Raw genomic sequence first — 14,604 nt, forward strand, 5'->3', positions numbered from 1 at the left:
GGGCTTGACTTGCGGATTTGATCCGTACTAGAATCGTGGTCTTATCGCAGTTTTACCCGTGCCTTCTACTATGCTTTGTAGACGGGCACTCCGACCCTCCGCTAGCTGCTTGAACACGGCTAGGAACAACGAATCGTTGTTCGACGAGCAAGGGATTGGCGGGCACAAGCACTTGGCGATCGAATCCTCACTGGCCTGGCGGCGATGCCGGCCGACCTGGAAACGTCCCAACATCCCGACGGGATGGTCAGCGCAACGCTGGCGGCTTGATTCCCGTCCCTCCCCCTTCGTTTCCTCGTGTTCCTGCGGCATGCATAGAACCAAAAGGTACGATCATGGCACGTAAATGCCAAGTAACGGGCAAGGGCCCGATGGTGGGCAACAACGTTTCCCACGCCAACAACAAGACCAAGCGCCGTTTCCTGCCCAACCTGCAATCGCGCCGGTTCTGGGTTGAAAGCGAAAACCGTTGGATCCGTCTGCGCGTGACGACCAAGGCTCTGCGTACCATCGACAAGAACGGCATCGACGCCGTCCTGGCCGACATGCGCGCCCGCGGCGAACGCGTCTAAGCGACCGCTTTCCGCGTCTGATCCCACTACATATTCCAGGAGCGCGACATGGCCAAAGGCATCCGCGAAAAAATCAAGCTCGAGTCGACCGCCGGCACGGGCCACTTCTACACCACCACGAAAAACAAGCGCAACATGCCGGAAAAAATGCTGATCAAGAAATTTGATCCGGTTGCCCGCAAGCACGTGGACTACAAGGAAACCAAGCTCAAGTAATCGAGCCTGGCTTCGCCCGAAACGGGCCGACGCAGAAATGCGTCGGCCCGTTTTGTTTTGGGCGCGATTTTTTTGATAGTGCGTTCTCGTTGCGGCAAAGCCGTTGCAATGCGCGAACTGTGAGGTTTTTCCCAAAGACAAAGGGGGCATCGAAAGACACCATACCGCCAGCCCGCGCATACCGCATCGTGGATACGGACGGGCTCGTCGACCTACTTCATGAACCAACTGTCCCTTCCCGCACGCGCGCTGCGCGGCCGCGCCAAAGCACTGCTGGCGACGGAAACTTCCCGGCTGTCCCTGCTGCTGGCCATCCACACCGTGATCTGGATCGCCGGCTCGTGGCTTTATCGCACCAATCTCGATATCGCCGCCGACATGTTGGAAAACTACGTCTGGGGCATCGAGTGGCAGGCCGGCTATTACAAGCATCCGCCCGCGTTCGCATGGATGGCCGCCGCCTGGTTCCAGGTATTTCCCCGCAGCGACCTGGCCTATTTCGCCTTGTCCAGTGTCAACGCCATGGCCGGCATCTGCGGCATCGTGGCGCTGGCACGCCGCTTCCTGCCCTTGCGCGATGCCTTGCTGGTGGGCCTGGCGATGGCGGTCACCCCCATCTACTCGACGCTGGCCATCAAGTTCAACGCCAATACGGTCTTGCTGTCCTTGTGGCCGTGGGCTGCCTGCTTCTTCGTGCGGTATATGCAGACCGGCACCTGGCAGGCGGCACTCGCCCTGGGCGCGGCCGCGGCGTTGACGATGCTGGGCAAGTACTTCTCCATCACGCTGCTGGCGGGCCTGGGCCTGGCGGCATTGGCGCGGCCGGCCTGGCGCACGCGCCTGCTGCATCCCCGCACGCTGTGGGCCGTGCTGGCGGGCGCCCTTGTCCTGGCGCCGCATCTGGTGTGGCTGGTGCAAAACCATTTCCCCAGCTTTGCCTATGCGGAAGAGCGCATCCACGAGATCCGCGACCCGCTCTACCTGTTGGTGCTGGAGAAAGTCCCCTACGCCCTGGCCCAGCTCGCCTATCTGGCGCCCGCCGCGGCGTTCCTGGCATTGCTGGCGCCACGCCGCCGTGGCGCGGCGATCGGACTGATGCTGCGGTCCCTGTTGCGGCCAGGCCTGGACCGGGATTTGTGGTGGCTGTCCATGGGGACTTTCTTCATCGTCTGCGCCATCTCCATCGTCACGCGCACCCATCTGTCGTCCTTGTGGGGCGTTACCCAATGGTTCGCGGTCGCGGTCCTGTGGGTGGCGGTTCTCAAGCAGCACGGCTACGCCTTGTCGACGGCGCGTGTGGCCCGCGGCATGGCCCTGTACTGGGCGCTTGTGCTGGTCCTGTCGGTGGTGTTCGGCTATGCGGAAGCGGCGCGCCATCAGCGCGGCGCGGTCGAGCCGCGCGCGGAGCTGGCGCAGGCCGCGCGCCAGCTTTGGCAGGAACGCGTCGGCGTGCCGCTGGCCATCGTCACGGGCAACGACAAGGAAGCCAAGGCGATTGCCTTCTATGGCAGCAATCTCACGCACTACTGGGACATGTACACCCCCGCCAATACGCCATGGCTGATCCGCGCCGACGTAATGCGCGAAGGCGCGCTGTTCGTCTGCCGTGGCGACGACATCGGCTGCAACCACATCGCCAGCGTCTTCACCGGCGCGCGGCCCCTGCCCTTGTCCATACACAAGGACGCGTGGGGACTGATTCTGCCGAATCGCAGCTATACCGTTTACCTGCTGCCGCCGGCGGGCTGAGACAGGACTGCGGTTATAGTAGGCCGCGATCGCGCGGCCCCGCAGGCCGCGGGCGCCATGCCCCACTCCCGCCGGTTCTGTCCATGACGTTCATTTCCCTGCCGCGGCCGCGCTGGCTCGCCGCGCTCTGCCTGTTCTGTTTCGCGCTCGGCGCGTTCAATGCGCTGGCCGCGCCTGGCGCCGGTACGCAAGCGGCGCCGGCCCGCGGCAAGCCCGGCAAGGGCGCGCCCGCCCCCGTTCCCGTTCTGCGTATCGGGGAAATCAACAGCTACAAGAAGCAGCCCGATTTCGCCGTGCCCTACCGCCGCGGCTGGGAATTGGCGCTGGCACAGATCAATGCGGGCGGCGGCCTGTTGGGCCAGAAGGTCGAGGTGCTGTCGCGCGACGATCATGGCGTGGTCGACGACGCGGTGAAAGCGGCGCAGGCGCTGGTGAGCCAGGACAAGGTCAGCGCGCTGTTCGGCGCCTATTCTTCCGAAGTGGGCCTGGGCCTGGCCCATTACGCCGCAGAAAACAAAGTCTTTTTCCTGGCGGTGGCGCCGCTGACCCAACGGTTGACCTGGCAAGAAGGCAATCGCTACACGTGGCGTTTGCGCCCCGCCGCCTGGATGCAGGCCGCGGCTGTCGCGCCCAAGGCCTTGGGCCAGCGCAAGGCGCGCTGGGCGCTGGTGTTCCGCGACGACGAATCGGACCGCGCCACGGCGGATGCCTTCAAGTCCTTGATGAAGACCTTCCAGTCCAAGGTCGAGTTCGTTTACGACACGCCCCAACCCGCGGACAAGTTCAACGCGGAAGCCATCGCCGACGCGGTCGCGCAGGCCAAGCCCGATGCCATCTTCAATATGCTCACGGGGGACGCGTTGCGGCTGTTCGTGGGCGCCGGCAACGCGCGCCAATTGTTCGAGGAAAGGACCGTGGTGTCGCTGTTCACGGGGGATCCGGAGAATCTGCAGGTGCTCGGCGGCCTGGCGCCAGCCGACTGGATCATCACCGGCTATCCGCGCGATGCCGTCGACACGCCCGCAAATCGGGATTTCGTCCAGTCCTACACCGACAAGTACGGCAGTCCGCCGCAGACGGCGTCGGTGCTTGGCTATTCGGCATTGATGTCACTGGCGGCCGGCATCAAGCGCGCCGGCTCGGCGGACACCGAAGCACTGACCACGGCCTTTGCCAAACTGCAGGTGGCCACGCCCTTTGGCGACATCGAATACCGCGCCATCGATCATCAGTCGACGTTGGGAATGTGGCTGGGATACACCAGCCGCGTCGATGGTGTCGACGGGATGGACCGTTATGTCTACCTGGGCGGCGCCCGCCTGCAGCCCCTGGACGAAAACATCCGCCGCCTGCGGCCAGGCAGCGCGGATGGACGGGTGGCACGGGAGCAGGATGGCGCGGCTACGACCGCCGCCACCGCTGCCGCGCCCGCCGCAACGGCACCGCCAGCGCCGGCGAACGGTTCGCCGACGACGGCTGGCGCCACCGTCTATGCGCCCCCGGCCGGCGCCGAGAGCAGCGCGCCGCCGGCGGCCGCAGGTGCCGCCAGCCTTCCCGCGCCGGGCAATCACCTTGCGCCGCGACGGCGGTTGAATACCAACAATGGCACCGATGCGGACGAAGATGACGCAGGCGAAGCACCCGCAGCCGGCGGCGGCGCCGTCATGAAGGTAGCGCCCGCGACGCTGACACCCCCGCCCGGCATGGATCGCACTCATGCGCCGGCCGCCCTGCCCACCTGGCCCGGCACCTTGGCCGACAAACGCTCGCCGCTGCTGGCGCCCTTGCGCTAAGAACGCTTCGCTGCCTCGGGCGCCGCGGCAGCGAATAACGCCGGGGCGCGAGCGCCAGCGCCAGCGCGCCTCAAGACTCCAGCAGCTTCCTGCGCAACTGGTTCAGCGTCTTGATCATTTCGCCGGCCTCTTCCAGGCTGCATTGGGCCGCCTTGCCAACCCCGACGGGAATATCGCCCGCCTTCTGTTTCAAGGCACGCCCCGCGTCGGTCAGCGACACGATGACCTGCCTTTCATCCGACGCCGCGCGCACTCGCGCGATCAAACCCGCCGCTTCCAGGCGCTTCAACAGCGGCGTCAGGGTGGCGGAATCCAGGAACAGGCGCTCGCCGATGGCCGACACGGTAACGCCGTCGCGCTCCCACAACACCAGCATCACCAGGTATTGCGGATACGTCAGGCCCATGTCCGCCAGCAGGCGACGATAGACCTTACTCATCGCCAACTGCGTCGAGTACAGGGAAAAGCACAGCTGGTTATCCAGCAGCAAGGCTGCCGCGCCGTCAAACTTGGTTGAAGAAGAATTTGCCATTCGTCGATAGTAAATCGCACGCGATATATAGGCCAGTGGCAGTCATGGCATTTCCGACGTCACCCCGTTCGTCCAACGCAAAAGCACAGTCGGCGTGAAATTCATATCAATTCTGCCGTTTTTGGAAAGATGCTTTCTATTCCTACGGGTTTATCCTAGGAGCACTTCGGCTCAGAATGCAGGCCATGGATGAGGCGCACAGCGCCCACGCTAACAAGCGCGATCCCATAGCAAGCAAACAAATCACGGAGAGCCAATCATGAAAACCCGCACCCTGAGCCTCGGCGTTGCCGCCCTATCGTTCGCCCTGATGGGCGCCGCCCACGCTGGTCCCGCCGGCTTCGGCGACCTGAACAACCAGCCCTTCCAAGGCGTCTACGGCGCTGCCGAAGGCCACTCGCTGACCCGCGCCGAAGTGGTTCAACAGCTGCAACAGGCCAAGGCCGCCGGCTACCAGACCGTTGCCGAACTGGACGCCGCGCCCTTCCAGGCCGCCTCCGAAAGCAATGTGTCGCGTGCCCAGGTCGCCCAAGACAACTCGGCCCCCGGCGCGACGGCTTTCGGCGATTACGACAACCAGCCTTTCCAGGGCGTGTACGCCAGCACCCCGTCGAACACGCAGTCGGCGCAAGCCAACGACGGCACCTACGTGCGTTGAGCGTAAGCCACGGCAGCCTCCCACAAGGAGGCCGAACGCTGGCATTCCGCACAAAACAAAGGCCGCCCGCGCATCGTCGCGGGCGGCCTTTGTCAGGGTCGAACGATAGCGCTCAGACCAGGGTCAGCGTAACGTCGATGTTGCCGCGGGTGGCGTTCGAGTAGGGGCACACGCCGTGGGCCTTCTCGACCAGCTCACGCGCCTTGCCGGCGTCGACACCAGGCAAGGAAATCTTCAGTTCCACTTCGATGCCGAAGCCGCCGGGGATCTGGCCGATGCCCACGTTGCCGGTGATGCTGGTATCGGCCGGCAAGGGAAATTTTTCCTGGCTGGCGACGAACTTCAGCGCGCCGATGAAGCAAGCCGAGTAACCCGCCGCGAACAGCTGCTCGGGATTGGTGCCGTTGCCGCCGGCGCCGCCCAATTCACGCGGCGTGGTCAGCGTCACATCCAAGACGTTGTCCGACGAAACGGCACGGCCATCACGGCCGCCGGTTGCAGTGGCTTCAGCGCGGTACAGAACTTTTTCGATCGACATGGAAAACTCCGTTGTGTGTTGGTTGAAGGTCGCACGGGGCGCTTGGCTCAGGGCCTGCTGCGATTCGTGCGTCCATGAGTGAATATTAAATAGCGCACGATTATTTTGCAAGCGATTTTTTAGCGTAAAGAAAAAGCGACGCCGGACGGGCCGGACAGCCGCGGTTTCTTCCACATCGACAAGGCGGCGCGCATTTACATGCGCGGCAGCCTTGCTTGATCCAGGTCAGCGCCCCTCGTGCTCATCCGCCTCCTCCGGCGCGGTGGTTTGAGGAGCATCCGCATTCGCCTTGGTGTCATTGGCGGCTGTCTGGGCGTCCTCCGCCGCGCGTTGCTCGTTGCGAGCGGCATGCCTCTTGGCCGCCGCCGCACGGGCCTCGGCCGAACTGAAACGGTGGGCCTTGCCCAGGCGATGGGCCGCGCGGCCCCCCTGGGCGGCAATTTCACGCTGGAATTCCGGTCCCATGGCAGCAAAACCGCGTGGCTTACGCGGCGCTTTTTGGTCGGTGTTGTCGGTCATAACTATGCCCCTATAGGTGTGTCTCGCCGAGTTGCATTGACTGCTCCTGACGGCACTTTCATCGGCCTGCTCAAAAGCCGCGACTTGTCCGCCTCGACCGCCTCTAAGCAAGCGGCTTGCCCGAGGCAACAAAACGCTGCGAAACGAGCGGATTTGACAGCCCACCTGCTAAAGATTTATCTTCACGTCAAATTACTTGACGTCAAAATAATTTGGCGGCTGCCATTTTTCCCGATTCCATGCCCTCATCGACTCCACCCGACCACGATTTCGTCGACCACATCCTGTCGCAATGGACCGCCGCTTGCCCGGATCTGCCGATTGCTCCGATGGCCGTGTTCAGCCGCCTGTTCCGGCTGCAAGCCATCGCGTCACGCGATATCGACCGCAGCTTTCGTCCCTTGGGTGTCAATCCGGGCGAATTCGACGTCATCGCCACCTTGACTCGGCACGGACCGCCGCATGCGCTGAGCCCACAGCAGCTGGCGGAATCCATGCTCCTGTCCTCCGGCGCGATGACCAATCGCCTCGACCGCCTGGAGCAGGCCGGCCTGGTGGCGCGCCAACCCAACCCCGATGACCGCCGGGGCGTGATCGTGACCTTGACGGACCGCGGCAGGGAGGCCGCCGACGCGGTGTTGTGCGCCTATCTGGACATCCTTGACCAGATGCTGGCCCCGCTGGAGCCCGAACGGCGCGCGCTGCTGGCCGAACTATTACGCGAGTTGCTGCTGGTGCATGACCACCAGGCCCCCGGCAGCATCAAAGCCTGAACGCCTGCCCGGAACCCCGCCCCCGACGGCCCTGGCTTGCCCATTGTTGATCTCGCCCCGCGGCGACTGAGTTTTCTATCATCCCCATGCCAAAAAATCAGACTTCCAACCCAACTTCGGCCCTACCCCTTTTGACGCACGCCATGGTGCTGCTGATGGCCGTCGCCACCGGCGTGATCGTTGCCAGTAATTACTACGCACAACCCCTGCTCCACGCCATCGGCAAGGAATTTGGCGTCGGCGAGGCGGGCACCGCCCTGATCGTGACCGTGGCGCAAAGCAGCTACGCCGTCGGCTTGCTGCTGCTGGTGCCGCTGGGCGATCGCCTGGAGCGGCGCGGCCTGATCACTTGCCTGACGCTGATCGCCGCCGCCGGCCAGGCGCTCGTCGCGTACGGCCCCGGCATGGGCAGCGTGCTGGTCGGCACGGCCGTCACCGGCGCCACGTCGGTGGTGGCCCAGGTCATGGTGCCCTTCGCCGCCACCTTGGCGGCGCCGCAGGAACGGGGCCGCGTGGTCGGCACCATCATGAGCGGCCTGCTGCTCGGCATACTGCTGGGCCGCACCGTGTCGGGCCTGCTGTCCGACCTGGGCAGCTGGCGCACCGTCTACCAGGTAGCCGCCGTCCTGCTGGTCTTCGTGGCGGCGAGCCTGCGGTGGGTGCTGCCGCGCCACGCCGGAACGTCGACCATGGGCTATTTCGCCCTGTTGCGCTCGGTCGGCACCCTATTCGCGCAGGAACCGCTGTTCCGGGCGCGCAGCCTGCTCGGCGGGCTGACCTTCGCCCAGTTCAGCGTGCTGTGGACCTCGCTGACCTTCCTGCTGGTGAATCCCCCCTACGGCTACTCCAACAGCACCATCGGCCTGTTCGGGCTGGCCGGCGCGATCGGCGCCGCGGCGGCACGCATTTTCGGCCGCATGGCCGACCGCGGCCACGCCAACCGCAGCACCCGCTTCGGCCTGTGGCTGCTGCTGCTGTCCTGGCCCTTGTTGTGGTGGGGCGGCGCCTCGGTCCTGGGCCTGCTGCTGGGCATCCTGGTGCTGGATCTCGCCATCCAGGCCGTCCACATCACCAACCAGACCTGCATTTATCGCTTACAGCCGGAAGCGCGCAGCCGTCTGGCGGCCGGCTATATGACCTCCTACTTCATCGGCGGCGCGGCCGGCTCGCTGGCTTCGGCGGCGGCTTACACCCACGCCGGCTGGGCGGGCGTCTGCGCCCTGGGACTGGGATTGAGCGTGGTGGCGCTGCTGTATGGCAGCCTGGCGCCGAACGCCCGGGCCGAAGAAATTACCGTCGAAACGGCCTCTCCCCCTAAGGCTGCCTAGCAGAACCTATAATCGAGGGTTTTGATCGTCTGCCGCCAGGATCAAGTCCCGGGCGGCCCCTTTTTCCGGTCCATGGAACTCATGCAGGAACGCTACCTCCCCAACGCCGTTGAAGCCACCGCCCACCAAGCCTGGCAGGCGAGTGACGCCTACCGCGTCGTCGAACACGCGACCGACGCCGACGGCGTCGAAAAGCCCAAGTTCTATGCTTGCTCGATGCTGCCTTACCCAAGCGGCAAGCTGCACATGGGGCACGTGCGCAACTACACCATCAACGACATGATGGCGCGCCAGCTGCGCATGCGCGGCTACAACGTGCTGATGCCCATGGGCTGGGACGCTTTCGGCATGCCGGCGGAAAACGCCGCCATCAAGTCCAAGGTGCCGCCGGCCAAGTGGACGTACGACAACATCGCCTACATGAAGAAGCAGATGCAGGCGATGGGGCTGGCCATCGACTGGTCGCGCGAAATGTGCGCCTGCGACCCCGCTTACTACAAGTGGAACCAGTGGCTGTTCCTGAAGATGCTGGACAAGGGCATCGCCTACCGCAAGACCCAGACCGTCAACTGGGATCCGGTCGACAACACCGTGCTGGCCAATGAACAGGTCATCGACGGCCGCGGCTGGCGCTCGGGTGCGCTGGTCGAGAAGCGTGAAATCCCCGGCTACTACCTGCGCATCACCGACTACGCCGAAGAACTGCTGGATCAGGTCAAGACCGGCCTGCCCGGCTGGCCCGAACGCGTGCGCGTCATGCAGGAAAACTGGATCGGCAAGAGCGAAGGCCTGCGCTTCGCCTTCAAGCACGACATCCGCGACGCGGACGGCGCGCTGATCCAGGACGGCCGCCTGTACGTCTTCACCACGCGCGCCGACACCATCATGGGCGTCACCTTCTGCGCCGTGGCGCCGGAACACCCCCTGGCCACGCATGCCGCCGCCGGCAATCCCGCGCTGGCCGCCTTCATCGAACAGTGCAAGCTGGGCGGCACCACCGAGGCCGAACTGGCCACGCGTGAAAAAGAAGGCATGAAGACCGACCTGAAGGTCACCCACCCCATCACCGGCGCGCAGGTCGACGTCTGGGTCGGCAACTACGTGCTCATGAGCTACGGCGACGGCGCCGTCATGGGCGTGCCCGCCCACGACGAACGCGACTTCGCCTTCGCCAAGAAATACAACCTGCCCATCGAGCAGGTCGTCGCCGTGGAAGGCAAGACCTACTCCACCGACGCCTGGCAGGAATGGTACGGCGACAAGCAGACTGGCCGTACCGTCAATTCCGGCAAATACGACGGGCTGGACTACAAGTCCGCCGTCGACGCCATCGCCGCCGACCTGGCGCCGCAAGGCCTGGGCGAGAAGCAGACCACCTGGCGCCTGCGCGACTGGGGCATCTCGCGCCAGCGCTACTGGGGCACCCCCATCCCGATCATCCACTGCCCGGACTGCGGTCCCGTACCGGTGCCGGAAAAAGATCTGCCGGTGGTGCTGCCGGACGACCTGATCCCGGACGGCAGCGGCAATCCGCTGACCAAGAACGAAGCCTTCCTGTCCTGCTCCTGCCCGACCTGCGGCAAGCCCGCGCGGCGCGAAACGGACACCATGGATACCTTCGTCGATTCGTCCTGGTATTTCATGCGCTACACCACGCCCGGCAACGACCAGGCCATGGTGGATGCCCGCAACGATTACTGGATGCCGATGGACCAGTACATCGGCGGCATCGAGCACGCCGTGCTGCACTTGCTGTACGCGCGCTTCTGGACCAAGGTCATGCGCGACCTGGGCATGCTCAAGTTCGACGAACCCTTTACCAAGCTGCTGTGCCAGGGCATGGTGCTGAACCACATCTACTCGCGCAAGACGCCCCAGGGCGGCATCGAGTATTTCTGGCCGGAGGAAGTCGAGAACGTCTATGACGCCAAGGGCGCCATCACCGGCGCGCGCCGCAAATCGGACGGCAGCGAGATCACGTACGGCGGCGTGGGCACCATGTCCAAGTCGAAGAACAACGGCGTCGACCCGCAATCGCTGATCGACACGCTGGGCGCCGACACCGCGCGCCTGTTCGTCATGTTCGCCAGCCCGCCCGAGCAGACCCTGGAGTGGTCGGATTCGGGGGTGGAAGGTTCGAATCGTTTCCTGCGCCGCCTCTGGTCCTACACGTATTCGCAACGCGACACCGTGGCCAGCGGCCTGGCCGCGACGGTGCAATGGCAGGACGCGCCCGCGCCGGTCAAGGATCTGCGCCGAGAGGTCTACAACCTGCTCAAGCAGGCCGACTACGACTACCAGCGCATCCAGTACAACACCGTGGTGTCGGCATGCATGAAGCTGCTCAACGCCATCGAAAACGCCGACCTGCCGGCCGGTGCGCCGGCGGACGCCGCGCGGGCCGAGGCCATCGGCGTATTGCTGCGCGTGCTGTACCCGGTAGTGCCCCACATCACCTGGAACCTCTGGAACGAGCTGGGTTACGACAAGCGTTTTGGCGATTTGCTGGACGCGCCCTGGCCCCAGGTCGACGAAGCCGCCCTGGTGGCGGACGAAATCGATCTGATGCTGCAGGTCAACGGCAAGCTGCGCGGTTCCCTGCGCGTGCCGGCGACGGCAGCCAAGGCCGATATCGAAGCCCAGGCAACCGCGCATGAAGCGGTGGCCCGTTTCCTGGAAGGCCGGCCGGCAAAACGGGTTATCGTTGTGCCCGGCAAGCTGGTCAACGTCGTCGGCTGATGGCGGCTGGTGTCTTATTACGCATGAATTGGGGTTACGCATGAATTTGGGCGGGTTCTCGGCCAAGGCCGGTTTACAGAAGGTGGCGTCCTGGCGCCGGCCGGCGGGTATCGCCGGCCTGGGCATGCTGCTGCTGCTGTCCGCATGCGGCTTCCACATGCGTGGGGAAACGCCGCTGCCCTTCGACACCTTCTACATCGGACTGGGTGACAACACCCGCTTCGGCGCGGAGGTCAAGCGCGCGATCGCGGCGGCGTCGCCCAATACCCGCCTGGTCGACTCGCCCAAGGACGCCGAGGCCCAGCTGCAGCAGGTCTCCAACACGCGCAGCATGCGTGAGGTGTCGCTGAACTCGCAGGGCCGGGTCGAGGAATACGAGCTGGGCCTGCGCTTCACGTTCCGGGTCATCGATGCCAAGGGCCGGGCCATCATTCCCGACACCACCTTGGAAGCCTTCCGTGAAATGCCCTATGACGACAGGGTGGTCCAGGCCAAGGAAGGACAGTCCGAACAGCTGTACCGCAGCATGCAGACCAGCCTGGTCAGCCGGCTGCTGCGCCGCCTGACCTCGGATGACGTGCGCGACACCGCCGCCAGGCTGGCCACGGCCAAGCCGGGCGAAGAAGAAGGGCCGATCTACGACACGACGCCGCCGAAGCCGCCGGCCAACCAGCCGACGCGCTCGCCGGGCATCATCAACGGTCCGTCGTCGCCCAACGACTACGACAGCGACTATTGAGCGCTAACCGCATGGCGCAAACGCTGGACGCCGACCGCTTCCCGGACTATCTGCAAAAGGCAGGCGGCCGGCTGGCGCCGCTGTACGCCATCAGCGGCGATGAGCCGCTGCTGGTCACGGAATCCATGGACGCCCTGCGCGCCGCGGCGCGCGCGGCCGGCTATACCGACCGCACCACCATGGTCATGGACGCGCGCAGCGACTGGAGCGCCGTCCTGGCCGCCACCCAGAGCGTCTCGCTGTTCGGCGACCGCCGCATCCTGGAACTGAAGATCCCCACCGGCAAACCCGGCAAGACCGGGGCCGACACCCTGGTCAAGCTGGCCGAGCAGGCGCGCGACCAGGCCGACCCGGACACCGTGCTGGTCGTCGGCCTGCCGCGGCTGGACAAGGCCACCCGCGAAAGCCGTTGGGCCCTGGCCCTGATGTCCGCCGGCGTCACCGTGGACGTCGGCGCCGTGGACCGCAATCGCCTGCCCGCCTGGATCGGTGCCCGCCTGGCGCGCCAGAAACAGCAGACGGACAACGCCACGCTGCAGTGGATGGCCGACAAGGTCGAGGGCAATCTGCTGGCGGCGCATCAGGAAATCCTCAAACTGGGTCTCTTGCATCCCGAAGGCGTGCTGGCCGCCGAAGACGTCGAAAAGGCGGTGCTCAACGTCGCCCGCTACGACGTATTCGGCCTGCGCGACGCCATGCTGGCGGGAGACGTCGGCCGCACCGTCCGCATGCTGGATGGCCTGCGCGCGGAAGGCGAGGCGCTGCCGCTGGTGCTGTGGGCAGTCGGCGAGGAAATCCGCATCCTGGCGCGGGTTGCCGAAACGCGCGCCAACGGTGGCGACACCAACGGCGCGATGCGCAGGCTGCGGATCTTCGGCGCCCATGAAAAACTGGCCCTGCAAGCGCTGGGACGGGTACCCGCCCGCGCCTGGCCCGCGGCCGTCCAGCACGCCCATGAGGTCGACCGCATCATCAAGGGCCTGCCCGTACCCGGCCGCCTGGCCGACCCCTGGGAAGAAATGACCCGCCTGGCCCTGCGCGTGGCCGCCGCGGGCCGGCGCGGCGCCTGACCCGCCGGCGGCAAGCCGCCCGCGCGGATACAGATACACTTACGCTTTACGCAAGTATTACAGGCGCCCTGCGCCCCTGCCTTCCATGTCGACGCAAACCGTAGAACAAGCCATGCTCACCCTGGGCGAAAACGCCCGCCAGGCCTCACGCGCACTGATGCGCGCGCCGGGTTCGGCCAAGACCCGGGCCTTGCTGGCGATGGCCGACGCCATCGCGGAACGCCGCCCGGCGCTGCGGGAAGCCAATCGCCTGGACGTCGAAGCCGCTCGCGCGAATGCGCTGGATGCCGCCATGCTGGATCGTCTGACCCTGTCGGAACGCAGCCTGGACCTCATGATCGAAGGCCTGCGCCAGGTCGCCGCCCTGCCCGACCCGGTCGGCAGCCTGGGGCCCACCAGCGTGCGCCCGAATGGCATGCGCGTGGCCCAGATGCGGGTGCCGCTGGGCGTCATCGGCATCATCTACGAGTCGCGCCCGAACGTCACCATCGACGCCGCGGCCCTGTGCCTGAAATCCGGCAACGCCGCCATCCTGCGCGGCGGCAGCGAAGCGCTGCGGTCCAACCTGGCGTTGGCCGAGGTGGTGCGCGACGGCCTGCGCGCCGCCGATCTGCCCGAGCACGCGGTCCAGGTGGTCGAAACCACCGACCGCGCCGCGGTGGGCAAGCTGATCACCATGACCGAGCACATCGACGTCATCGTCCCGCGCGGCGGCAAGGGCCTGATCGCCCGCATGGCGGCCGAAGCGCGCGTGCCCCTGATCAAGCATCTGGACGGCAATTGCCACGTCTATATCGACAGCGCCGCGGATCCGGATAAAGCCCACGCCATCGCCTTCAATGCCAAAACCTATCGCTACGGCGTGTGCGGCTCGATGGAAACGCTGCTGGTCAATGCGGCCGTCGCCGGCGCCATCCTGCCCAAGCTGGGCGCGGCCTTGTCGGCGCACGGCGTGGAACTGCGGGGCTGTACGCGCACCCGCGAGCTGCTGCCGCAGGCCTTGCCGGCCAGCGACGCGGACTGGGCCACCGAATACCTGGGTCCCATCCTGGCCGTGCGCGTGGTCGACACCCTGGACGACGCCATCGCGCACATCGCGCGCTGGGGCTCGGGACATACCGACGCCATCGTCACGGAAAGCCTGGGCGCGGCGCAGCGCTTCCAACGCGAAGTGGATTCCGCTTCGGTGTATGTCAACCTGCCCACCGTTTTCGCGGATGGCTACGAATATGGCCTGGGGTCGGAGATCGGCATTTCCACCAACCGGCTGCACGCGCGTGGCCCCGTCGGGCTGGAAGGCCTGACCACCTACAAGTGGGTGCTCACCGGCGACGGACAGTTGCGCGGCTGATCGTTTCACCTTCCCCTACACCGTTAC

At 65.6% G+C, this 14,604-nt stretch carries 14 protein-coding genes; 11 read left to right on the plus strand and 3 right to left on the minus strand.

From position 1 onward, the window contains the following. Positions 1-335: 335 nt before the first annotated feature. The 4 genes from rpmB to ASB57_RS13620 all read left to right on the plus strand — a co-directional run bounded on the left by rpmB (position 336) and on the right by ASB57_RS13620 (position 4,330). Positions 336-572 (plus strand): 50S ribosomal protein L28, encoded by a 237-nt coding sequence (rpmB, locus tag ASB57_RS13605; RefSeq protein ID WP_057652715.1) that lies wholly within the window; start codon positions 336-338, stop codon positions 570-572. A gap of 48 nt (positions 573-620) precedes the next feature. Continuing rightward, entirely contained in the window at positions 621-788 is a 168-nt protein-coding gene (gene rpmG / locus ASB57_RS13610; RefSeq protein ID WP_003810296.1) for a 50S ribosomal protein L33, read from the plus strand. Between the two features lie 219 nt (positions 789-1,007). Next, positions 1,008-2,537 carry a glycosyltransferase family 39 protein gene (locus tag ASB57_RS13615; RefSeq protein WP_057652716.1) on the plus strand — a complete coding sequence of 510 codons (1,530 nt, stop codon included), beginning with the start codon at positions 1,008-1,010 and terminating at the stop codon, positions 2,535-2,537. 83 nt (positions 2,538-2,620) lie between these two features. Further along, the gene (locus ASB57_RS13620) at positions 2,621-4,330 is read left to right on the plus strand and encodes an ABC transporter substrate-binding protein (protein WP_082621594.1); all 1,710 of its coding nucleotides are present in this window, start codon (positions 2,621-2,623) and stop codon (positions 4,328-4,330) included. A gap of 70 nt (positions 4,331-4,400) precedes the next feature. On the opposite strand, the gene ASB57_RS13625 is transcribed toward ASB57_RS13620, so the two are convergent. Continuing rightward, the gene (locus ASB57_RS13625) at positions 4,401-4,862 is read right to left on the minus strand and encodes a MarR family winged helix-turn-helix transcriptional regulator (RefSeq protein ID WP_057652717.1); all 462 of its coding nucleotides are present in this window, start codon (positions 4,860-4,862) and stop codon (positions 4,401-4,403) included. 259 nt (positions 4,863-5,121) lie between these two features. Between ASB57_RS13625 and ASB57_RS13630 the strand changes: the two genes are divergently transcribed. Next, positions 5,122-5,520 (plus strand): DUF4148 domain-containing protein, encoded by a 399-nt coding sequence (locus ASB57_RS13630; RefSeq protein WP_057652718.1) that lies wholly within the window; start codon positions 5,122-5,124, stop codon positions 5,518-5,520. Between the two features lie 112 nt (positions 5,521-5,632). Here the strand turns inward: ASB57_RS13630 and ASB57_RS13635 are convergent, their stop codons facing one another. Continuing rightward, entirely contained in the window at positions 5,633-6,058 is a 426-nt protein-coding gene (locus tag ASB57_RS13635; RefSeq protein WP_057652719.1) for an organic hydroperoxide resistance protein, read from the minus strand. Positions 6,059-6,283: 225 nt separating this feature from the next. Further along, positions 6,284-6,577 (minus strand): KGG domain-containing protein, encoded by a 294-nt coding sequence (locus tag ASB57_RS13640; protein ID WP_057652720.1) that lies wholly within the window; start codon positions 6,575-6,577, stop codon positions 6,284-6,286. Positions 6,578-6,816: 239 nt separating this feature from the next. Here ASB57_RS13640 and ASB57_RS13645 point away from each other — a divergent pair, with 239 nt between their 5' ends. The 6 genes from ASB57_RS13645 (at position 6,817) to ASB57_RS13670 (ending at position 14,577) form a co-directional block, all read left to right on the plus strand. Beyond that, complete coding sequence (locus ASB57_RS13645) at positions 6,817-7,350, plus strand: MarR family winged helix-turn-helix transcriptional regulator (RefSeq protein ID WP_057656136.1); 534 nt, start codon at positions 6,817-6,819, stop codon at positions 7,348-7,350. 86 nt (positions 7,351-7,436) lie between these two features. Then, entirely contained in the window at positions 7,437-8,678 is a 1,242-nt protein-coding gene (locus ASB57_RS13650) for an MFS transporter (protein WP_057652721.1), read from the plus strand. Positions 8,679-8,759: 81 nt separating this feature from the next. Continuing rightward, the gene (leuS, locus tag ASB57_RS13655) at positions 8,760-11,417 is read left to right on the plus strand and encodes a leucine--tRNA ligase (RefSeq protein ID WP_057656137.1); all 2,658 of its coding nucleotides are present in this window, start codon (positions 8,760-8,762) and stop codon (positions 11,415-11,417) included. Positions 11,418-11,457: 40 nt separating this feature from the next. After that, positions 11,458-12,156, plus strand: a complete 699-nt coding sequence (gene lptE, locus ASB57_RS13660) for an LPS assembly lipoprotein LptE (protein WP_057652722.1) — start codon at positions 11,458-11,460, stop codon at positions 12,154-12,156. A gap of 11 nt (positions 12,157-12,167) precedes the next feature. After that, positions 12,168-13,226 carry a DNA polymerase III subunit delta gene (gene holA / locus ASB57_RS13665; protein WP_057652723.1) on the plus strand — a complete coding sequence of 353 codons (1,059 nt, stop codon included), beginning with the start codon at positions 12,168-12,170 and terminating at the stop codon, positions 13,224-13,226. 85 nt (positions 13,227-13,311) lie between these two features. Next, positions 13,312-14,577, plus strand: coding sequence for a glutamate-5-semialdehyde dehydrogenase (locus ASB57_RS13670; RefSeq protein WP_057652724.1), 1,266 nt, complete (start codon positions 13,312-13,314; stop codon positions 14,575-14,577). Positions 14,578-14,604: the final 27 nt, after the last annotated feature.

It is taken from the genome of Bordetella sp. N (assembly GCF_001433395.1).
In the GTDB taxonomy this organism is placed as follows: Bacteria; Pseudomonadota; Gammaproteobacteria; order Burkholderiales; family Burkholderiaceae_B; genus Bordetella_C.

What these genes read in the sequence shown, in the direction of transcription:
- rpmB (WP_057652715.1), top strand. Translation starts at nt 336, where the DNA reads ATGGCACGTAAATGCCAAGTAACGGGCAAGGGCCCGATGGTGGGCAAC.
- rpmG (WP_003810296.1), top strand. Translation starts at nt 621, where the DNA reads ATGGCCAAAGGCATCCGCGAAAAAATCAAGCTCGAGTCGACCGCCGGC.
- ASB57_RS13615 (WP_057652716.1), top strand. Translation starts at nt 1,008, where the DNA reads ATGAACCAACTGTCCCTTCCCGCACGCGCGCTGCGCGGCCGCGCCAAA.
- ASB57_RS13620 (WP_082621594.1), top strand. Translation starts at nt 2,621, where the DNA reads ATGACGTTCATTTCCCTGCCGCGGCCGCGCTGGCTCGCCGCGCTCTGC.
- ASB57_RS13625 (WP_057652717.1), bottom strand. Translation starts at nt 4,862, where the DNA reads ATGGCAAATTCTTCTTCAACCAAGTTTGACGGCGCGGCAGCCTTGCTG.
- ASB57_RS13630 (WP_057652718.1), top strand. Translation starts at nt 5,122, where the DNA reads ATGAAAACCCGCACCCTGAGCCTCGGCGTTGCCGCCCTATCGTTCGCC.
- ASB57_RS13635 (WP_057652719.1), bottom strand. Translation starts at nt 6,058, where the DNA reads ATGTCGATCGAAAAAGTTCTGTACCGCGCTGAAGCCACTGCAACCGGC.
- ASB57_RS13640 (WP_057652720.1), bottom strand. Translation starts at nt 6,577, where the DNA reads ATGACCGACAACACCGACCAAAAAGCGCCGCGTAAGCCACGCGGTTTT.
- ASB57_RS13645 (WP_057656136.1), top strand. Translation starts at nt 6,817, where the DNA reads ATGCCCTCATCGACTCCACCCGACCACGATTTCGTCGACCACATCCTG.
- ASB57_RS13650 (WP_057652721.1), top strand. Translation starts at nt 7,437, where the DNA reads ATGCCAAAAAATCAGACTTCCAACCCAACTTCGGCCCTACCCCTTTTG.
- leuS (WP_057656137.1), top strand. Translation starts at nt 8,760, where the DNA reads ATGCAGGAACGCTACCTCCCCAACGCCGTTGAAGCCACCGCCCACCAA.
- lptE (WP_057652722.1), top strand. Translation starts at nt 11,458, where the DNA reads ATGAATTTGGGCGGGTTCTCGGCCAAGGCCGGTTTACAGAAGGTGGCG.
- holA (WP_057652723.1), top strand. Translation starts at nt 12,168, where the DNA reads ATGGCGCAAACGCTGGACGCCGACCGCTTCCCGGACTATCTGCAAAAG.
- ASB57_RS13670 (WP_057652724.1), top strand. Translation starts at nt 13,312, where the DNA reads ATGTCGACGCAAACCGTAGAACAAGCCATGCTCACCCTGGGCGAAAAC.